The following is a 21,131-nucleotide window of genomic DNA, read 5'->3' on the forward strand; positions in this document are numbered from 1 at the left end:
CGCGGCCCGCGTGACGGGTGGCACCGAGTAGGGAAGGCAAAGAGATCATGACAGCAGACAAAGCGGCAGCAAAACCTGCCAAGGCAACCCGTGCATGGCGGCCCTTTTCCAGCATTGGCGCCAAGATCACTCTGATCCTCCTGGCCATGGGGGCGGCTTCGGCGGTGAGCGGGGTGCTGGTCTCGCTGGTCTTTACCGATGTGGGCAGCCAGATGCAGCAGCTGTCGGGGCAAAAGCTGCCGCAGCTGGAGATCAGCCAGAGGCTGGGGGTGGCCGCCAACCAGAGCAAAAATGCCATGACCCGGATTCTGCTGTCCCAGAACGCGGAGGATCTGGCCAGCGCCAAAGAGAGCGTGGCCCAGGCTGCGGCCGATCTGGACGCCAGTATCGGCACTCTGCCCGCCAGTGCCCAGACGCGGTTCCGGGCCGAGGCCGTCGAGGTCAGCGAGACCCTGCAAAGCCTGCTGACCGCGCGCAACAGCGCCTTTCGCAACCGGGCCTGGATCGACACTCAGACCGCCGAGCTGCAGGGCTATAGCGAAGCCCTCCAGGCAAAATTGCTGGGGGTGGCCGATATTGCCTATAGCAATCTGATGCAGGGCGGCGGCGAGACCATCCTGCAGGTGGATGGCGTGCTGAGCGACCTGGTGGAAAAACAGTTCGGCGGCTTGCAGGCCCTGCTGGAAGCGCGCGGCGATATCAACCTGTTGTCGGGCGCGGCCCTGGCGCTTGGCCATGTGCGGGATGTGAAAACCCGCAAGGCGCTGGAGGAAATGGCGACGCAGGCCCTGGCCCATCTGGAGCCGGTGATGGATCAGCTGGAAGAGATCGGCCTGGATGGCTTTGGCGCCAAGCAGGTCCGGGCCGGGGTCGAGGTTTTCAAAGGAACCTTGAACGCCAGCCGCAAGGATCAAAAGGAAAACCGAAAAGTCGTGATGAAGGCGCGCCGGACCAGTTCGGCGCCGCTGTCGCGCGCCCTGGACAAGATGGTCTTTACCCTGTCGATCGCCGCCAGCCAGGCCAGTGACAACAATGAAGCGGCTATTCAGGACCTGTTGGATAATCAGGTCGGGGTGCTGCATGAACTCTTGCGGGTGAACGGTGCCATCAGCGCCTTTCAGCTGGCCGCACTGGATGTGATTGCCGCGACGGATGTCGCCGAGGCAGAAGCCAGTATCGCGCCGTTTCAAAAGGCCGCCGAGGCATTGGCCAGCTATGTTGATTTTGCCGATGGCAGCCTGGCACCTGAACTGGAAGGCCTGATTGCCCTGGCCGATCCGGCCCAGGGGGTTGCGGCGTTTCAGGTGGGGTCGCTCAAGGCGGATCAGGCCGCTGGCCTGGCTTCGCAGCAGACCGCCGAGGTGGTCTTGAGCATTGCCCGTCATGCCTCTGAACTGGGCGCCGTCAGCCAGGCTGAAATTGCCGAAATGGCCAATGGGATCACCCAGGACATGACCCGCGCCCAGCAACGCATGCAGCTGTTGATGCTGCTTTCGGCCGGGGTGGTGATCCTGGCCCTGCTGCTGACCCGGCTGCTGATCACCCGGCCCCTGGCCAGGATCAGCGAAACCACCGAACATCTGGCCGAGGGCGATCTGAGCCCGGTGACCGGGTTCGAGCGGGCCAGCGATGAAATCTACCGTATTGCCCGGGCGCTGTCGGTGTTCCGTGACGGGTTGGTGGAAAAAGAGCAGATCTCCAGGACCGCCGAGGCCGAGCGGGCAAAGCGCCAGGCCGATCAGACCGCTGCAGTTGCCGCCCTGGGGCGGGGGCTGGAACAGCTGTCGCAGGGTGATCTGACCATTCGCATCCAGGATGAGATGAGCGCCGGCTATGCCAAGCTGCGCGATGACTTCAACGCGGCGCTGGAAGGATTGGCCAAATCGGTCAGCAGCCTCAGCCTCAGCGGCAAATCGATTGCCGGCGGCACCTCGGAAATCTCTGCCGCCTCGCGGGATCTGTCGGAACGTTCGGAACGCACCGCCCAGACCCTGGCCGGCACGGCGGCGGCGGTGAACCAGCTGTCGGTTTCGATTGCCCAGACGGCCACCGCCTCTGGCGAGGCCTCGGCCTCGGTCGAGCTGGCCCGCCGCAATGCCAGCGAAAGCCTGGATGTGGTGCAGCGCACCCATGCGGCCATGGAGAGCATCAAGGAGAGTTCGCACAAGATTTCCCAGATCATCGGCATGATCGACAGTATCGCCCAGCAGACCAATCTTCTGGCGCTGAATGCCGGGGTCGAAGCGGCCCGGGCCGGTGAGGTGGGCAAGGGCTTTGCCGTGGTGGCCTCAGAGGTGCGCAGCCTGGCGCATCGCTCCAAGGAAGCGGCCACCGAGATCGCCAGCCTGGTGGCTGAAAGCGGCGAAAACGTCGAGATGGGCGCCGATCTGGTGGCCCGCACCGGCGAGGTCATCGGCGAGATTTCGACCTCGGTCACCGGGGCTGCGGCCCTGATGCAGGAAATCTCTCGCGCCTCTTCGGAACAATCGGGCAGCCTGAAGGAAATCAATGCGGCGATGAGCAATCTGGACGATGCCACCGCCAAGAACGCGGCCCTGTTTGAGGAGGTCACCTCTTCCAGTATTGGCCTGTCCCAAGAGGCGCAGGCGATGGATGCGGCGCTTGGCGGGTTCCGCACAGAACTGGCCGCGGGGGCCATACTGGCAGATCAGGACGCAGGTCAGGACACAGGTCAGGACGCAGGCCTGGGGGGTGCCCTGCGCCAGGCAGGTTGAACGCCCAGGCGAGAGCGCGGTGCGCAAACCCGGCTGATAGCACCGAGGCGTGCAGGCCGGGCATCGTCGCACAGGCCGGGCGCAGGCTCTAGAGGCCGTAGCTGCGCAGCCTGCGAAAGATCACCATCAAGATCAGCATCAGGAAAAACAATCCGCCGATATCGCCAATCAGATAGGCGGCATAATCCATCGGTGGGCTGCCAAAGGCATAGTTGGTCAGCAGCGAGGTGGCGATGGCAATCATCAGCCCAACCGCCATGATGCAGGGCCAGCAGGGGGGCTTGCCCGGGGCGGGGCGCAGATCGTGGCCCAGCAGGCGCAGCAGCTGGAAACAGAGGGTGGGGATGCAGACAGCAATGGCAATGGCTGCCAGTCGGCTTGGCGTCAGCGCCCCCCAGCCGGCCACATAGAAAAAGACAAAACTCACCCCCGGCAGCAGCACCAGCGGTGCGCGCCAGCCCAGCAGCCAGGCCGTTAGCACCCGCACCCCATGTGGCAGGAACAACAGGCTGGCAGAATGGGCAGATTTGGCAAAAAACAGGTTTTGCAGCGGCATCAGGATTTCAAAGGTGGCAAAGAAAGCACTGAGATAGGCCAGCGAGACAATGCATGTCTCTGTGGCCAGCCTTTGCAATGCCCCTGTTTTTCCTCGTGCCAATTTAACCCTTTCGCAGTTTCCCCCGAGGGCTATTTCGCCGGGGTCTTAACGGTATAATAGCCCCGGACAGAGTCCTTGCAGTGTTCCAGATACCCCTTGCCCTGCAGGGATTTGAGCGCCCGGAAAAAGGTTGGCCGTGATACATTGGCCAGCAGGGCATGGTCCTGCAGGGTGGTGGTTTTCACCGTGCCTGCGCTGCCGGCATGGTCGTTGGCCACATAATAGATGTCGCGTTCAACCGTGGAGAGATCTTGCAGGCCCATGGAATCTTCCATGTCCAAGAGCAGTTTTCTCAGTTCCAGCAGTTTTGAAATTTCAGACATGATCTTTCTAACTTTAAATCAGTGACATCTTTGGTGCCGTTCTCCAAACCGTGCAGCCCTTGCCCCAGCACAGTGCCACCTTTGGAAACGTGCTGGGTCTGATTGCGAGGCGGAGATCGCCAGGATGGACCGTGTCTGCCGAAGATGCCGAAAAAGTAAACAGCCCAAAGGCAAACAGGGGAGCGGGTAAAGTATCATATTGACACCTGAAGGCTAGTGCCTAAACTCATGATGAGTCCGACAGTTTTGCTTAACCGTGAGTGGTGGTGTGTCGACAAGTTCTTTTCAGTACCAAACTCTTTACCAGACGCGGGGCCCAAGGGCCCCGCGTCTGCGTTTTGGCCGTCGGCCCTTCTCTGTCTTTGCTGCTGCGGTGCTGCTCTCGTCGGCTTGCTGATCCTGTCCTGTCGGGGGGCTGCCCTTGCGGGGTGGTAAAAAACTGGACCGAACCGGGATCTGAGTGCATCTTGGCGGGGATGGCGTCGTGTTGCGGCCCCGGTATTGTCGAATTTTATGTTTGTTATCTGTTAATTGGTTGGGGGGGATGTTGTGCCGTTAGACAAGGAATCCGCGCAGGAACTGAAGAAAAAGCTCAAACTGGCCCGCAACAAAGAGCTGAGTTTTGCACTGGCCCTGGGTAAAAAGCCGGAAGACTGTGCCATGATCATGCATAAAGAGCGGGGCGGCGACAAACTGCTGTTGCAGGTCAAGAAAATGCCGGGCGTGCAGCCGAAAAAATCTTGCTACGGCACCCTGACGGTGGATGGCCAGGTGGTAAAACTGGCCTGCCGCAGTGATCCGCCGGCCGGTTTGGTGAAAAACTTCCGTCTCTTCTTTCGCAGCAATGATCTGACGATGAAGCTGGCGGTGCAGGCCCCCGGCGAGGCGGAATTCACGCTGGATGCCGAAGATCAGGCCGAAGATCAGGCGGCAAATCCAGCCCCGATCCCTGCGACCGCGCCTCCGGAGGCTCCCGCCCCTGATGCGCCTGCGGCCGCGCAGGACGGCCCCAGCCCAGAGGCGGCGGCAGAGCTTGCGGCGCTGAAGGCGCGCAGCAAGGGCCTGCAGCAGGGCATTGCCGTCCTGGAGGACGGGCCGGTGCGCGCCAAGTTGATCGAGGGGCTGACCCTGGCGGTGCAGAATTTGGCCAAGGGCGATCCTGCCAAGGCGTCGGGACTGCTGGACAAACTCGAAAAGGCGCTGCAGCAGATCGAAAAATCCAAGGCGGATTCTGCCCCCAGTTCTGATCCCAGTGCTCCGCCCAGTCCCGAGAGCACCGATCCGCAGGCGGCAGATTCAGATCCGCAGGCCGCGCGCTGGCAGGCGAGTTTTGCCAAGCTGGACCCGCATGTGCAAAAGACCCTGACAGCCGGTCATGGGGATCTCGACAAGATCAAGGCGGTCTGGGACTTTGCCAAGGGCAAGGCCCGCGAGGGGGACTTTGGGGCGGCGCTGAAAGCCGTCGGGCCGCTTTCGGCGCTGCTGTCGCAGGCGGCTGTTGCCGCCAAGAATGCCGCCGCCGAGGCCATGGAGGCCGGGGATGACAGCGCCCAGACCGGGGCCGCCTGGGACAAGACCGTGGCGCGCTATGGTCCTGTGGTGGCCGATCTGCAGAACCGCGATGACCCGCGTGCCGCCAAGGTTGCGGCGGCCTGGGAAATGGCGCTGAAGGCGGCCCGGAATGGCGATTTTGACACCGCCAATATGATTGCAGGCCGTCTGCGCCCGCTTCTGGACAGTGAGACGACACCGGCCTCTGGGCAAAAGGTCAAACCAGGGAGGACCGCCGCCGGTCCGACCAGCCCCCCGGCCCCGCCGCAGAAGAAAGCTGTCGCCCCAGAGAGTGGACCGGAACCGGAGGCTCCGCCAGAAGCTCCTCCAGCGGCTCCGCCAGAAGTTCCTCCGGTGGCGGAGCCAGAGGCGGCACCTGAAGTGGCTGCGAAGGCAGCCCCGGAGGCCAGTCCCACAGCCAGTCCCAAAGCCGCACCAGAGGCCGATCCACTGGCGCAGAGCACCGATGACCCGGTGAAAAAGCAGGCTTTGGAAAAAATTGATGCGGCCCGGGGCGGGCTGACCCGGATTGAAGGGCTGATCGCTGCCTTTGGCAGCCCCAGCCCAGAGGGTTGGGCCACTGTGCTGCACCAGGCTGAGGCACTGCTGAGCCCGGACCCGGAGAAAAAGGCCACAGAGATCGAGCAGGCTGCCAAAGCGGCCGAGGGGCTGCTGGGCGATCTTGAGCCACAGATCAAACAGCTGACCCTGGACAAGCAGACCTGGGACCAGCAGCATCCGCTGTTTGCCGCCCGTCTGGTGCCGATCAAGGCCCATGCGCTGAAGAATGTTGATCCGGTCAAGACCAAGCTGGCCGAGATGGAGGCAGAGATCAGCGCAGCCGAAGCCGAGGCAGCCAGGTTCGACTTCAAAAAGGCGGCCAGCGGTATTGTCTCTTTCCTCAGCCGGGGCGATGCGCTGGAGGTTCTGGCCGATGATCTTGCCCATTACCGGGCGATCCAGGCCGACCGGCTGGTACTGGTCACCCCGCGCCGCACCAAGGCCTCCCCCCGGGCACCGATCCAAGCCTGCATTGATGAATTGGGAACCACCTATGACGAGGCCGTCGCCAAGGCCGCCGGTGAAGACTACGAGGCGGCGGTCCGGCTGCTGAACAAGATCCCCGCGCTGGCCGATCAGGTGGATCTGCTGCTTGATCGTGAGGGGGACACAACCTTTCTTCTGGGCAAGGTGAACACTGCCCTGACCAAGCTTAACGCCCTGCCCGCGAATGTGAAGGCGCTGTTGCAGGCGGGGATTGACCGCTGTCAGGCGGCCTATGATGCCTGTCAGCCGGGGGTGGAACCGGATGTGGTGCAGGCGGCTGAAAAGCTGACGCTAGCGCGGCGCGAATGCAATGACCTTGAGGCGCGCGGTAAAAAGGCCAAGGCCTATGTGGATATGCGCGCGCTCTTTGATGCCAAGCTGAATGATTTCAAGGCCCATGCCGGCAAGGCGGGCATCGACGATGTGATCACCCGGATGGAGGCCGCCTCTGCCAGTGCTGCGTCGGATGCGATTATGCGCAAATTTGACAGCGCCACCCGGATCCTGGCGGCCAATCAGGGCGACTGGCCCGCCTATAAGACCCGGGCCGATGATTATCTTGCCTATAAGACCAGGCGCGATGCGCTGGTGGCCCGGCTGAAAGAACTGCGCAAACTGCCCGATGCTGCGGCGGCGGTTGATGAACTGGCCATCTGTGACAGCCAGTTGCGCCAGGCCAGCACCGAAGCGGCGGCGCGCGATTACAAAAGCGCAAAGGAAAGCATCATCGCAGGGGATGCAACGGCGGATGTGGCCAAGACCCTCATCGAGATGCGGGCCGAGATGGCCAAGCTGAAAAAGGACGATGTGCTGGCGGCGGTTGATACCGATGTGGTGGCGGCCTTCAAGAACTATGGCGAACTGGAAAAATTTGTCGCAGGCAAGGATGACGGCACATTTGCCACCCTGCGCGCCGCCGCCGCGGCCGAGGCGCAAAAGGGCCGGACCGCCTCGATGGGGGCCAGCCCCGATCTGGACGCGGTGCGGGCGCATCTGGACGCGGCGATCAAGCAGCTGGAGGCGGTGTTGCAACAGGCGGCCTGCAAAGGCGCCTTTGACAGCCTGCGCAGCGCCATTCGCCCGGCAGTCGAGACGGAGCTCAAGACTGGCAGCGACGCCAATGATAGCTGCCTGGCCAGCGATTTGCAGGCGATCAATGCACTGCTGACGGCCGCGGATCAGGCGGTGGTTGCGCCGGGGCTGGATTTTGCCACCGGGCTGGAAAAGGTAAATGCGGCTCAGGCTCTGGTGCCGGGCGCGCGCAAGAAGCTGGCGCTCTATATCGCGGCCGGGCCGCTCAAGACCAGGCTTGCGGCCTCTGAACGCCGTCTTATCCGCAGCCGCGACAAGGCGTTGACCTATACCAATCCGATTGATGCCAAGGAAAGCCTGCAGATCGAGGTGGACAAGGTGGCAGGGTTTCGCGCCAGTTTTGATACCGATTGGGCCGCAGGCAAATATGCGGCGGCACTGGCCAAGCTGAAAGCAGATGCCAAACGTGGCTCCGCCTATGAGGCGGTGCGGGCGGATTACGTCACCGCGATCCAGCGCCGTCAGGAATGGATCTATGATGATGAGGTCAATATCGCGGGCGATCCGCTGGTGCAGAAAGAGCGCGACGAAATCGCCGCCGCCAAGGTGAAGATTGCCAATCTGTTGCAGCAGCGCGCCTTTGCGGCGGCCAGCAAGGTGGCAAATGACGATTCTTTTGCCATCGATCGCGGCAAGGCCATTCTGGCGGCCCGTACCGCCTATGACCCCAAGCGCGCCGCCGCCGAAGCCAAGGTGCAGGAGGCCGAGACCGAGGCGGGGCGGGTTTCCTCCAATGCCGGGCTGACTGCCCAGGCCGCGGCCCTGCGGACCCGCTATAGCCAGGCCCATGCCGAAACCGCCGTGCCCAAGCGCCGCTTTGACATGGCCCGCCCTGAAATGGAGGCCCTGGCCACCGACTGCCAGCCGGTGATCGATGCCTGCAAGAGCTATAAGCTCTTTGTCGATGGGAGCCAGGCGGCTGCAACCAGGATCCAGGCGGTCAAGGATCATGCCCAGGCCAAGTTCATCACCCCGCTGATTGCCCGGATCGATGGCAAATACGCCAATATGATGGAGCTGGCCGCCCAGGGCCATATGAACCAGGCGAAGGCGCTGCTGGATGTGCTGCCACAGGACTGCGAGGATGCGCTGGCGGCGGCCAGGAACTCTGCGGCTCTGGCCGCCGTCAGCGATGATCTGGATGGTGCCGAGGATGGGGATACCGCAGCCATCAGCAAAGCCATCGCTGATCTGCGCGCGGTCTTTGATACGCTGAAATGGGAAAGCGAGGCGGAATATGCCAAAGGGCTGGAGGCCGCGGAACGCCAGGTTGATGCGGTTGAAGAGCAGCTGACATCAGATCCTGCAGCGGCAAAAGCTGCGATTCCCGCTGCGCTGAAAGCCTGCGAGGCCCTGCAGGTGGAGATCAGCCATCACAAGCATCTGGCAGAACTGGCGACGCGGGTCATTTCCCGGATCACCAGCACCACCGCGCCCTTTGTCAAATACAGCATCATTGCGGAAGATGCCGATGCGCTGAAGGCGGCGGTTGCTGCGGCGCTGAAAGATGCCCGGACGGGCGGCGATCCGGCCGGGGCCAGCACCGCAATCGAGACGGTGATGGATCGCCATCATGCGCTGATGCGCATGGCGGCGCGTCATGATCAGCTGCTCAAGGACTGCGACGCGCTGGAGACCCAGCATGCGGCCTTGCTGGGCAGCGAACACCGCTATGCCATCCGCGCGGATCTGGAACGCCTGTCCGGCGAGGTGGTGCAGGCCCGGGCGGCGGCGTCGAAACGCGATCACGACAGCGCCGAGGCCCATGTGAAAACGGCTCAGGCCCTGGCCGTGGATGCGGTGGCCAAGGATAAGATGGCCGACAACAAGGCCCCGGATCCTGCAAATATCAAAAAGATCCTCGAACGCCCGGACGGCGACAAGCAGCTGGATGAGATGATCAAGGGGCTGGATGCCTCGGTGCAGCGCAGGGTCCTGCGGGTGGCCTTTGAGGCCAAATATGGCTGTAAGCTCAACATCTATGCGGCGGCGGTGGATGATGATGCGACACGCCACCAGGCCGCCAATCTGGTGGCGGACGGCAGCAAGAAGGGCCCCAATATCCGCCGCTTGTATGAGGTGATGTCGGTGCTGCCGCCGCAGGACACCCGCGACAATGCCTCGATGCAGATCTTTGGCTATGAGGATGTGGCGAGCCAGGAGGGCTCTTACTATGGGGGCGATGCCAAAGAGGTGGTAATGCGCGAGGGCAATGCCAGTCTCAGCTCTGTCTATGGCTTTGGCCGCCCGCATGAGGTGGGCGAGGTCGATCCCGATTGCGAACCGGCCGATCAGGATCAGGTGGATTTCTTTTCCTGGAATACCCTGCACGAAGCGGGGCATGCGGTGGATGATCAGCGCAGTTTCATGAAGGGGGTGGCGGGCAATGCCGCCTATGGCGGCTGGCAGGAACATGGGGGCAATGTCAAACCCGTGGCCGATGCCATCGCCGGGCATTACAGCTATGATGCGGATTATGTGGCACAATATGCCAGCGGGAATGCCGATCCTGCCCAGCCGGAATGCCCCGCCGATGTGGACCCTGAAATCTGGGAACAGCGGCGCAGCAAATGTTGCGCCCATGTGGATATGGCACGGGCAACAAACGACCCCTGGGCCAGTGCCGCCATCGCTGCCAAGCTGAATATCGCAGGCCGGGTTTACCATGAAAGCTACGATGGGGGCAGCTGGAGCAGCTATGCCTTTGCCGCCCGCAAGCAGGCCATCAGCGGCTATCAGTTCCGCGCGCCGGGGGAATGGTTCTCAGAGCTATATGCCGCCTATCACAGCAAAAAACTAAAAGATCAGCACCCGGCCGTTGCCTGGCTGAAGACGCTGGTCTGAGGGGAGTAGAGGATGTCACTTTTTGTTCCGATGAACCTGACCTGCCCGAACTGCGCAGCCGTGTTCACCTATGAGGCGGTTGGCAGTGTCAATGCGGACCGGCGGCCGGATCTGCGCACAGAGATTCTGGAGGATCGTTTCCAGACTGCCACCTGCAGTGAATGTGGCCATGACTTTCGGCTGGAGCCGGATTTCAATTATCTGGATGTGGGGCGGCATCAGTGGATCGCCGCCCTGCCCGCCAGCCAGCTGCGCGACCATCTGGAAATTGTCGCTGACACGCAGGCGGTGTTTGATCTGAGCTATGGCGCCGAGGCCCCCGCCGCAGCCCAGAGCGTGGGGCAGGACCTGCAGCAGCGATTGGTCTTTGGCTGGCCGGCCCTGCGCGAAAAGCTGGTGCTGCAGGACATCGGCTTTGACGACACACTTTGGGAGGTGGCCAAGCTGGACCTGCTGCGCCGCCTGCCCGAGGCCCCGATGGCCGAGGGGGTGGAACTGCGCCTGATGGGGATGCGGGCGGATATGCTCGACCTAGCCTGGATTTCCGCCAGCAGCGAAACGCACCTGAATGATTTCCAGGTCGAGCGGGGGCTTTATGACCATATTGCCGCCGACCCGGCCCCCTGGCAGGCAGTGCAGGCCTTGCTGGCCAGCAACCCGTTTGTGGATATTCAAAAACTCTTCATGGGAGAAGCCCCCCCCTGATGAGCATACCCGCCCGCCCCGGTCAGGGGGAATGCAGGGGCGCTAGCCGCGCAGGCTGCGCGATTGCCGTCCCGGAAACAGCCGTGCGGTGGCGGCGCGTTCGGTCAGGGGCGGGCCGTCGAAATAGCCTTGCAAATAGTCGACGCCGCAGGCCTTGAGCAGCAGCCGGTGTTCATCGGTTTCCGCCCCCTCGCCGGTGACCCGCATGCCCAGGGCATGGCCCAGCTTGGCGATGGCGCTGACGATGGCGCGGGTTTCTTCGGATTCCGGCAGCTTGGAGACAAAAGCTGCATCGACCTTGATCTTGTCGACCGGGAATTTCTGCAAATAGCTGAGCGAGGAATACCCCATGCCAAAATCATCCAGCGCCACGGTGACGCCCAGTTCCTGCAGGGCCTGGATTTCGCGCAGGGCAGACTGACCGCTGGCCAGCACCACGGTTTCGGTAATTTCGGCCTCTACGGCCGAGGCCGGGCAATTGGTTTCAAAGAGGCAGTCATTGACAAATTCATCAACCTGGGTGCCAAACAGCTTTGGCGACAGGTTGACCGCCACCCGGCCCTGAAACCCGGCATCATGCCAGCGGGCCGCCGTGTGAAAGGCCTGGATCATGATCTGATAGGTAAGATCGCGGATCAACCCGCTGTCTTCGGCGATGGGGATGAATTCGGCTGGGGAAATGCTGCCAAGCTGGCGGTGATGCCAACGCGCCAGGGTTTCAAACCCGATGATCTGGCCGCTGCCCAGATCTGTCTGGATCTGAAACACTGGTCGGATGTCCCCCTCGGTCAGGGCGGCGCGCAATTCCCGCTCCAGCAGGCTCTTGCGTTTGATGATCGTCTCTAGGTCTTCGTGGAAGATCTCGACCATGCCACGGCCGCCACGCTTGGCCTCATAAAGCGCCAGATCGGCGCGGCGAATACCTTCCGAGGGCGTGCTTTGGGGGCCAGACAGGGTGGCGATGCCGGCGCTCATGCCGGTGTGCAGGACCTGGCCGTTGACCTCTTGTGGCTGGGCCATTTCTTCGACCAGGCGATTGGCGATATTGCTCATCCGTTTTTGGCTGTCGTTGCCGCGCACCAGAATGGCAAATTCATCGCCGCCCAGTCGGGCCGCCGTCACATAGGAACTGGTGCAGGCTTCAAATTTGCGCGCCACCACCTGTAACAGCGCATCCCCCGCCGGATGCCCCAGCGTATCGTTGATCTGTTTGAAATGATCCAGATCGGCCAGCAGGATAGAGACCTCGTCGCTGTCATCCTGCAGCCAGGTTGTCAGCGTCTGTTCCATCAGCCGCCGATTGGGCAGCCCGGTCAGGCTGTCGTGTTCGGCGAGAAAGCGCACCCGTTCTGCCTGCCGCGCCTGGTCGGAATGATCCGAGGCCAGCAGCATCGCCCCAAGGTAGTGCCCGTGTTCGTCCCGAATGGGGCCACCGCGCACCAGAAGGTTGAGCCGCTGTTGTGAGCGGTTGTGGGTGGTGGTGGTCTCAAAGGAAAAGCTTTCGTTCTTTTTGATTGTCTCTTCGGTATGGCTGGCCAGGTTTTCCGGCAGCCAGGAATGCAGGTTCAGTTGCCGCCCGACCTGGGCATCGCCAAAGAATTGCTCGGCATTGGGGTTGCACAGCACCACCTCGCCGGTTTCATCGACCAGAAGCACCCCGTCGCGGGTGGATTGCAGCGCCCGATTGATCCGCCGGTTCGCCCGCCGGGCGCTTTCGTCGTTTTGGTCGCGCAGCTCGGCCACCTCAAGTTTGTTCTGGGAGAGTTGGTGCAGGGCCTGGGCCATCAGGCCAATTTCGTCCCGACGCTCCAGTCCGGGGATCGGGCCGTCAAAATCATCGTGGCGCATGTCGATCAGGGTCTGTGTCAGGGCCTCGATGGGACGCGACAGCCGCTGCAGCACCAGATAGATCACCAGGCCAATCATGAAGAGCACAAAGAGCGAGGAGCCGATATGCCCCAGCAGGTCTTTGTTCAGCAGTTTTTTCACGGTGGACAGCGTGTGGGTCAGCTCCAGCGTGCCCAGCACATGCAGCTGGTCACCGATGGCATAGGTGATTTGTCGGCTGGCCTGCAGATCATCGGCGGCCGGATGATAGTCTGGTTTTTGCTGTTCATAGAGCGGCGTGCCACTGGCGTCAAAAATCTGCACCCGGGCGGTTCGCCCCTCGTTCAGGATGCTTTGTATCAGGCCTTCAATCTGGATGCTGTCATAGTCCCACATGGGCCGGGCCAGGGCTTCGCTGACAAAATGCAGCGCCAGGTCGCGCTCGGTTTGCAGCCCCTCGATGAAATGGGCTTTTTGGTCCAGTGCCTGATGGCTGATGCTGATGCCCTGAATGGCAATAACCGGCAGGATCAGCCCGAGAAACAGGCGGATGCGAAAGGACATCCTGGATATAAGTTGCAGTGAAAAAATCTTCATTGGAATGACCCCGCCTGGCCATACCGGACCAGAATTTCGTGATAGCGCCCTGAGTGTTGCAGCTGGGCCAGGCCTGCGTTGAATTGCTGGACATAGCGGGCCGAGCTGGGCAGGGCTGGTGAAAAGCCCAGTCGTATGGCCCGGGGCGCGCTGTAGGGTTGAATGTCGATCAGATCGGACAGGCCAAGCTGGCGGGCGCGATGGATCAGCACCGCCTGGGCCTCCAGAACCAGATCAACCCGATGATTTAAAAGTTTTTTCAGGTTGCGCGCGATCGTGTCTTGCCCATTGATCAGCTGCACCCGGCTGGGGCGGCTGCGGTTTTCGGCGATATATTGCGCCAGCCTGTTGGAATAGCGATAGTCCTGCACAGCGCCCAGCTGCAGCCCCTGCAGCCCCCGCAGGCCCTGAACGGGGCGGGCCTCGTCGCGGCGAAAGGCCAGGGCGTCTTGATGGTGGGTGATGGGCCGCGTGAAGATTAGGCCGCTGATCTTGTACATCTCGGGGCCGAGCAGACCATTGACCGCGCCAGTGTGCACCAGGGTCAGGCTGCGCGACCAGCTGAGCGTCTCATAGCGGATTTCATGGCCAAAGGGCGCCAGAGCTTCGCGGGTCAGTTCGATCAACAGGCCGGGGTGGCTGGTGTCAGAACGGCACACATAGGGGCACCAGGTGCCGGCGCGCAGCTCTATCACATCGGCATGGGCGGCGCGCCCTGCGCTAAAGGGGCCAAGCCCCGAGAGCACAAAGACCCCGATGAGGAACAAAAGTGAGGCCCGTTCTGATAGGGCAGTTGCCAAAACGCGGATCCCCCACATGAACGCTTCCTTTTCCTTTCATCTCTGGGGGGTGACTGTGCCGCGATATCGTTAAATTCGCGTATGACAGCGGTTGTGAACCCCGCCTCTCTGCGGGGGAATTCGGTGCCAAAAGTCGATAATTTTACTAAAGCCCGGCGGCACCCGGACTGGCGTCACAGGCTGCAAGCACAGCCGCAAAAGGCTGTGCCCGAAAGGGGCGAGATCAAAACCAGGCTGGCCGAACCTGCGATAGCGGGCTATAGGTGACGGGAATCGGTGCCTATACATGGCGCCATGAAAGGCCTATACGCGGCCAATTGCTGCCGGGGCCCTGCCCTTTGTGCGGCAGCCCTGGTTTGGCCTCCGCCACAATAGAAAAGCAGATCATCTCTTGAAACAGACATTAGCGCTGGCGCTCGAGCGCCGTGGATATTCCTCTTTGACCCCAGTACAAGAGGCGGTCTCTGATCCGGCCCTGTCCGGTGTCGACCTTCTGGTATCCGCCCAGACCGGGTCGGGTAAGACCGTCGGTTTTGGCCTGGCCATTGCCGATACGATTTTGGGCGCGGATGAAAAATTCGCCCCCGCCGCCACGCCACTGGCGCTGGTGATTGCCCCCACCCGCGAGCTGGCGATGCAGGTCAAGCGCGAGCTGGCCTGGCTGTACGGCGAAGCAGGTGCGGTGATGGCTTCCTGTGTGGGCGGCATGGATATGCGCGACGAGCGCCGGTCCCTGGATCGTGGGGCCCATATCGTGGTGGCGACACCGGGCCGTCTGCGCGACCATATCATGCGCGGCTCTATCGATCTGTCCGATTTGCGCGCCGTGGTGCTGGATGAAGCGGATGAAATGCTGGATCTGGGCTTTCGCGAAGATCTGGAATTCATCCTTGGGGAATCCCCCGCCGAGCGCCAGACCCTGCTGTTTTCCGCCACCGTGCCGCCGGCCATTGCCGGCCTGGCCAAAAGCTATCAGCGCGATGCCAAGCGGATTTCTACCGTGGCCGAGAAAAGCCAGCACAGCGATATCGAATATCAGGCGATGTCGGTGGCGGCCCGCGATGATGAAAACGCCATCATCAATGTGCTGCGTTATTATGAATCGCCCAATGCCATCGTGTTCTGCAATACCCGCGCCATGGTCAACCGGCTGCTGAGCCGCCTGTCCAACCGCGGCTTTTCGGTGGTGGCCCTCTCGGGTGAATTGTCCCAGGCCGAGCGGAGCCATGCGCTGCAGGCGATGCGCGATGGCCGCGCCCGTGTCTGTGTCGCCACCGATGTGGCGGCGCGCGGTATTGACCTGCCGAACCTGGATCTGGTGGTGCATGCCGAACTGCCCAACAGCCACGAAACCCTGTTGCACCGGTCGGGCCGGACAGGTCGGGCCGGACGCAAGGGCGTCAGCGCCCTGGTGGTGCCGCCAAAATCCACCCGCAAGGCCGAACGCCTGCTGAAGATGGCCAAGCTCACCGCAACCTGGGATAATGCGCCCTCGGCGGAGATGATCAAGGCGCGCGACGGCGAGCGCATGCTGGCTGATCCCGCCTGGAGCGAGGTGCCTGCCGCCAGCGAAGAAGCGATGGTTGCCAAGCTGGTCGAGGAATTCTCGCCGCAGCAGTTGGCCGCGGCCTATCTACGCCTGTGGAATGCTGGGCGGTCCGCACCAGAAGAGCTGTCAGCGGCCAATGCCAAGCCCGAGCCGCGCGCGCCCTTTGGCCCCAGTGTCTGGTTCTCGCTGGATACCGGCCGCGACAAGGGGGCCGATCCGCGCCGTCTGTTGCCGATGCTGTGCCGCGCCGGGGATATCACCAAGGCCGATATCGGTGCGATCCGCATCCAGAATGACGAAACCTTTGCCGAGATCCGCGAGGCCCAGGTCGCGGGTTTCCTGAACTCCATGGGCACCGAGATGGTGCTGGATGACGGTACCAAACTGACCCGTCTGAACACGCCGCCCAATATTCCGGCGGGCCGGACTTCGGCCCCGCGCAAGCCAGGTGGCGCAGGCCGGAAACCCGGTGGCTATGAGGACAAGCGCCCGCATCGCGGCGCCGAGGCCGGTGGCTACAAGGACAAGAAACCCTATGGCGGGGATAAGCCGCGCGGTGATCGCTCGGAACGCCCGCGCCATAAAGCCGAGGCCCCGCGCGAACCCAATGCCGTGGTGAGCGAAGTCGGCCCCCGCAGCAAACCCGCTGCCAGGGCTGACAGCAAACCGAGCTATCGCGCCGGTGCTGGGGATCCCGGTAAGAGCTGGCGTAAGGATGGCGGCAAGCCGGGGGCAAAACCAGGTGGTAAGCCGGGCGGCAAGCCAGCCGGGAAACCTGCAGGCAAGCCCGCGGGCAAGTTTGGCGGCAAGCCAAGCGAGGAGCGCGGCGGTCCCAAAGGCCCGCCACCGCCCAAGGGGAAATCCAATAGCAAGAAGAACCGCGCCCGCGCCGCCGAGGCCAAGGCCACCAAGGGTGGCAGCGCCAAGCCGCGTCGGCCCAAGGGGTGATGGCGGCGTTTCGCATCAAAGGCGAAACGCTGTAAGAGACCGGGCCTGATCAGGGCATGTTGCATCAACCGCCGCCAAGGAGAAATCCTTGGCGGCGGTCTCGTTTGGGCCTCTCTATCTAGTCCGCTATTTGACCCGTCTCACTGGGGAAGGAAGGGGGAAAAGGGGGCGCTGCCCCCGGCCCTCTGGGCCTCCCCCGAGGTATTTGCGGTAAGATGAAATCTGGCAGGCCTGGCCCGGGCTAGCGGGTTGCGGCTTCTACTGCGGCGGCGACCTCGGCCACGGTGGTGTTCAGCAGTCCTTCGTCTTCGCATTCTGCCATCACCCGGATCAGCGGCTCGGTGCCGGATTTACGGATCAGCAGGCGGCCCTTGTCCTTGAGCACGGCCTCGGCGTCGCGAATGCTTGCCTGGACCGAGGCCAGTTCCAGCGGGGTTTGACCGGCGGTAAAGCGCACGTTCTGCAGCAGCTGTGGCACCGGATCAAACTGCGATAGCAGCTGTGAGGCGCTCTGGCCGGTTTCCACCAGGGCGGCCAGCATATGCAGCCCGGCCATCAGCCCGTCGCCAGTGGTGGCATAATCGCTCATCACGATATGGCCGGATTGTTCGCCGCCCAGGTTAAAGCCGCCGGCCCGCATCCGTTCCACCACGTAGCGGTCGCCAACGGCGGTGCGTTCCAGCTGTAGCCCCTGCCCCTGCAGGTGGCGTTCCAGCCCGAGATTGGACATCACCGTTGCCACCAGGGCATTGCCGGCCAGGGTTCCGGCCTCGGCCCAGCGACCGGCCAGAAGGGCCATCAGCTGATCGCCATCGGCCACCTTGCCGGTCTGGTCGATCAGGATCACCCGGTCGGCATCGCCGTCCAGGCAGATGCCGACATCGGCACCATGGGCCAGCACCGCCGCCGCCGCTGCCGCTGGCTGGGTCGATCCACAGTCGCGATTGATATTGAGCCCATCGGGGCTGACCCCGAGGGGGACGACTTCAGCGCCGAGTTCCCACAGCACTTCGGGGGCGGTACGGTGGGCCGCGCCATTGGCGCAGTCCAGAACCACCTTGAGCCCATCCAGGCGAATGCCACGCGGCAGTGAGGATTTGACCCGCTCGCCATAGCGAAAGCGGGCGTCATCAATGCGTTTGGCCCGGCCGATATTCTGGGCCTGGGCCGGGGTGACACCGGCGTTGATCAGGGCCTCGATTTCGATTTCGGCCTGGTCGGAGAGTTTGAAGCCATCGGGACCAAAGAATTTGATGCCATTGTCCTGCGCCGGGTTATGGCTGGCCGAGATCATCACCCCGAGGTCGGCGCGCATCGAACGGGTCATCAGCCCCACGGCAGGGGTTGGCACCGGCCCCAGCAGCAGCACGTTCATGCCGGTCGAGGTGAGCCCGGCCGTGAGGGCGCTTTCGAACATATAGCCCGAAAGCCGGGTATCCTTGCCAATCACTACCCGGTGCACGCCGCCGGCCTCGCGGCGGAAATATCGCCCCACGGCTGCGCCGATGCGCAGCGCCATATCTGCGGTCATCGGGTGGATATTGGCTGTGCCTCGCACCCCGTCAGTGCCAAATAAGTTGCGCATTTTGCATCCTATGAATGTCGTTTCTGCCAGAGTGCAGCCAGGCATAGAAAGCCCAGGCCTGCGGCGACAGGCTGTTGTGCCAGCATAAAGCCCCGCTTGTACAGGGCCAGAGGCGCAGTTTCGAGACCCCGCTGTGAGCGATATCCTGCTGTGGAGACAGGGGAGCAGCGGCCACAGGACAGCATTGGGCGCCGACCGATGCTGTGTCACCGGATGAGCCCCGGAAGCTGAAGTGAGGCCAAAATTGCCTGATGTGGCAGAGCTGTTTTAAGCGTCGCGCGCGGCCGTCCCCTTTAATGTATTAATATAATTTAATATTTATTACCGAAAAACTAGCGGGAAGCTCCGCATTTTCGCCACAAGATCAGCCTTAGCGCGGCCTGCCATTTTTTTATCCAGTCTTCGACGCTTCTTTCTGCATCGGAGATCTGCCCCATGTCCTTTCTCAATTCTGCACTTTCGCTTTCCGGGTTGCGCAAGATGGCGACGCTGGCGACCCTGGCGCTGTCGACGCTACTTGTGCCCCTGCACAGTGCCAGTGCCGCCCAACGCGGCACCTATGTGGTGGGCAATGACCGGGGCGGCTATCTGCATGACCGGCTGGTCGAGCTGGGCCATCTGCAACGCAATGGCACCCACGTGCAGATCCGCGGGCGGGTCTGCTATTCGACCTGCACCATGTTTCTGGGCCTGTCGGATACCTGTATTGATCCTAATACCACCTTTGGCTTTCACGGGCCCTCCCAAAGTGGCCGCCGCCTGGCACCGCAGCAGTTTGAATATTTTTCCCAGGTGATGGCCGATTACTATCCGGCCGAGCTGCGCGACTGGTTCATGCGTGAAGGACGCCACCGGATTTCCGGCATCTACAAGATCAAGGGGTCAGAGTTGATCCGAATGGGCGTGAAACCCTGCGGCAAGGCCTGAGACTGACCTCGAGGGCCGACAGGGCCGGGGCCCGGTTGCACCGCCTCTCTCTGGCGCGTATTTGAGAGAGGGAAAGAGACCCCTGGCGGGTCTTTTCCTTTTGTTGCCTCGCAAGGGCGCTGCGGGAGAGGTGAGCCTGATCCATGCTATCCAATCTATTGTACAGACTGGGCGGTGCGCGGCGCCAGACTCTGCCCTGCCCGGACCGCCCCCTGGCCGTGATTGGCGATGTGCATGGATCCCTGGGCCTGTTGCAGGATCTGTTGGCCAAGCTGCCCTCTGACGCAGAGGTGGTTTTGGTGGGGGATTATATTGACCGCGGAGAAGACAGCGCCGGGGTCTTGCGGTTTCTGTCTGATCGGCCGGATCTGATCTGCCTGCGGGGCAACCATGAAGACATGATGCTGCGGTTTCTGGCTGACCCCAGCCGCCATGGTCCCCGCTGGCTGCAGCATGGCGGGGTGCAGACGCTGGCCTCTTTTGGCATTGCCAGTGGTCCCGCCAGTGGTCCCGCCAGTGCGCCCGCAAGTGCGACCCGCGAAGGCCTGACAGACTGCCGTGATGCGCTTTTGGCCGCACTGGGGACAGAGCTGCTGGATTTTGTGACGCAGCTTTTGCCCAGCTACCTGTCGGGCAATGTCTTGGTGTCCCATGCCGGGGCGAACCCTGCGGTGGCACCGGAGGATCAAGATCCGGCTGTTCTGGCCTGGGGGCATCCCGATTTTGACAAGATCCCGCGCCGGGATGGCATCTGGGTGGCCTATGGCCATGTGATACAGGATCGCGCCAAGGTGGCGCAGCGCAGGATTGCAATTGACACCGGGGCCTATGCAACGGGCAGATTGTCTGCGGTCTACCTGGCACCAGGGGCGGAACCAGCCTTCATGTCTGTGCTGCGATAAGGCCAGATCCTGAGCTAGGGAGCCTGATCCCCATAGTAGCTGCGGTACCAGTCGACAAACTGCGCGACCCCCTCTGTCACGTCGGTTTTTGGCGCATAGCCTGTCAGCCGCCGCAACAGCGCGGCATCTGCCCAGGTTGCGGGCACATCGCCGGCCTGGATCGGCATCAGGTTCTGCTGTGCCTTGATCCCCGTTGCGACCTCGATTGCTGTGATAAAGCTGGTGAGCGGCACACTGTCCGAATTGCCGATATTGACCACGCGCCAGGGCGCGACAGGCGACAGGCTGTCGCCATCTTCAACCACACCGTTTTCAGGCCGTTGCGGCACCACATCGAGCAGCAGCTGGATTGCCTCGACCAGATCGGTGACATAGGTGAAATCCCGCTTCATGTCGCCATGATTATAGACGTCGATCGGCTTGCCTTCCAAAATGGCCTTGGTGAATTTGAACAGGGCCATATCCGGGCGGCCCCATGGTCCGTAGACCGTAAAGAAGCGAAACATGGTTGTTGGCAGGCCATAGAGGTGAGCATAGGAATGGGCCATGCTCTCGGTCGATTTCTTGGTGGCAGCATAGAAAGACATCTGGTGATCGGCGCGCTCGGTCTCTTGATAGGGCATCGCGGTATTGGCGCCATAGGCCGAGGAGGTCGATGCCAACAGAAGGTGGCGCGGCGGATAGGCCCGGGCCGCTTCCAGGAGCTCAAAAGTCCCGATAATATTGCCTTCCAGATAGGAACGAGGGTTTTCAATCGAATAGCGAACCCCTGCCTGCGCCGCGAGATGGATCACATAGTCCGGCTTGTGACGGGCAAAGAGCCCGTTCAAGAGCTGCGGATCTTCGACTTTGCCAATGACGGGAAGAAAGCCCTCCTGCCCTTCCTTGGCCAGGATGGCATGGCGGTCTTGCTTGAGCGCGACACTGTAGTAGTCGGTGAGCGCATCAACCCCCACCACCTGATAGCCCTGCTGCAAAAGCAGCCTACACAGGTGAAAGCCGATAAACCCGGCCGATCCGGTGACAAGAACGGTCTGCATT

Annotated in this window: 12 protein-coding genes; 6 read left to right on the forward strand and 6 right to left on the reverse strand. The window is 62.2% G+C overall.

The window, feature by feature from the left end; all coding sequences use genetic code 11:
• Positions 1 to 47: 47 nt before the first annotated feature.
• The gene (locus tag ACN0VH_RS18530) at positions 48 to 2,735 is read left to right on the forward strand and encodes a methyl-accepting chemotaxis protein (protein ID WP_417701817.1); all 2,688 of its coding nucleotides are present in this window, start codon (positions 48 to 50) and stop codon (positions 2,733 to 2,735) included.
• Positions 2,736 to 2,823: 88 nt separating this feature from the next.
• Here ACN0VH_RS18530 and ACN0VH_RS18535 read toward each other — a convergent pair whose 3' ends face one another.
• Together ACN0VH_RS18535 and ACN0VH_RS18540 are read right to left on the reverse strand one after the other, a co-directional pair.
• Positions 2,824 to 3,393: a hypothetical protein gene (locus ACN0VH_RS18535; protein WP_278924207.1), complete on the reverse strand. Its 570-nt coding sequence runs from the start codon at positions 3,391 to 3,393 to the stop codon at positions 2,824 to 2,826.
• A 29-nt stretch (positions 3,394 to 3,422) separates the two neighbouring features.
• Positions 3,423 to 3,716: a hypothetical protein gene (locus tag ACN0VH_RS18540; protein ID WP_417701819.1), complete on the reverse strand. Its 294-nt coding sequence runs from the start codon at positions 3,714 to 3,716 to the stop codon at positions 3,423 to 3,425.
• Between the two features lie 549 nt (positions 3,717 to 4,265).
• On the opposite strand from ACN0VH_RS18540, the gene ACN0VH_RS18545 reads away from it, so the two are divergent.
• Positions 4,266 to 10,250 carry a hypothetical protein gene (locus ACN0VH_RS18545; protein ID WP_417701821.1) on the forward strand — a complete coding sequence of 1,995 codons (5,985 nt, stop codon included), beginning with the start codon at positions 4,266 to 4,268 and terminating at the stop codon, positions 10,248 to 10,250.
• A gap of 12 nt (positions 10,251 to 10,262) precedes the next feature.
• The gene (locus ACN0VH_RS18550) at positions 10,263 to 10,955 is read left to right on the forward strand and encodes a CpXC domain-containing protein (protein WP_278924204.1); all 693 of its coding nucleotides are present in this window, start codon (positions 10,263 to 10,265) and stop codon (positions 10,953 to 10,955) included.
• Positions 10,956 to 10,997: 42 nt separating this feature from the next.
• Here the strand turns inward: ACN0VH_RS18550 and ACN0VH_RS18555 are convergent, their stop codons facing one another.
• Positions 10,998 to 13,379: an EAL domain-containing protein gene (locus ACN0VH_RS18555; RefSeq protein ID WP_417701823.1), complete on the reverse strand. Its 2,382-nt coding sequence runs from the start codon at positions 13,377 to 13,379 to the stop codon at positions 10,998 to 11,000.
• Positions 13,376 to 14,197 carry a substrate-binding periplasmic protein gene (locus ACN0VH_RS18560; RefSeq protein ID WP_417701825.1) on the reverse strand — a complete coding sequence of 274 codons (822 nt, stop codon included), beginning with the start codon at positions 14,195 to 14,197 and terminating at the stop codon, positions 13,376 to 13,378. Before ACN0VH_RS18560 ends, ACN0VH_RS18555 begins: the two co-directional genes overlap by 4 nt.
• 373 nt (positions 14,198 to 14,570) lie before the next feature.
• Here ACN0VH_RS18560 and ACN0VH_RS18565 point away from each other — a divergent pair, with 373 nt between their 5' ends.
• Positions 14,571 to 16,676 carry a DEAD/DEAH box helicase gene (locus ACN0VH_RS18565; protein WP_417701827.1) on the forward strand — a complete coding sequence of 702 codons (2,106 nt, stop codon included), beginning with the start codon at positions 14,571 to 14,573 and terminating at the stop codon, positions 16,674 to 16,676.
• A gap of 241 nt (positions 16,677 to 16,917) precedes the next feature.
• Here the strand turns inward: ACN0VH_RS18565 and glmM are convergent, their stop codons facing one another.
• Complete coding sequence (glmM, locus tag ACN0VH_RS18570; protein ID WP_278924200.1) at positions 16,918 to 18,261, reverse strand: phosphoglucosamine mutase; 1,344 nt, start codon at positions 18,259 to 18,261, stop codon at positions 16,918 to 16,920.
• A gap of 435 nt (positions 18,262 to 18,696) precedes the next feature.
• Between glmM and ACN0VH_RS18575 the strand changes: the two genes are divergently transcribed.
• Both ACN0VH_RS18575 and ACN0VH_RS18580 read left to right on the forward strand, forming a co-directional pair.
• Positions 18,697 to 19,188: a hypothetical protein gene (locus tag ACN0VH_RS18575; protein WP_417701829.1), complete on the forward strand. Its 492-nt coding sequence runs from the start codon at positions 18,697 to 18,699 to the stop codon at positions 19,186 to 19,188.
• Between the two features lie 143 nt (positions 19,189 to 19,331).
• A complete protein-coding gene (locus ACN0VH_RS18580; protein ID WP_417701831.1) occupies positions 19,332 to 20,090 on the forward strand; it encodes a metallophosphoesterase in 759 nt (252 codons plus the stop codon).
• A gap of 14 nt (positions 20,091 to 20,104) precedes the next feature.
• Here ACN0VH_RS18580 and ACN0VH_RS18585 read toward each other — a convergent pair whose 3' ends face one another.
• Positions 20,105 to 21,130, reverse strand: a complete 1,026-nt coding sequence (locus ACN0VH_RS18585; protein ID WP_417701833.1) for an NAD-dependent epimerase/dehydratase family protein — start codon at positions 21,128 to 21,130, stop codon at positions 20,105 to 20,107.
• Position 21,131: the final 1 nt, after the last annotated feature.

Source organism: Pseudophaeobacter sp., assembly GCF_048267565.1.
In the GTDB taxonomy this organism is placed as follows: Bacteria; Pseudomonadota; Alphaproteobacteria; order Rhodobacterales; family Rhodobacteraceae; genus Pseudophaeobacter; species Pseudophaeobacter profundi.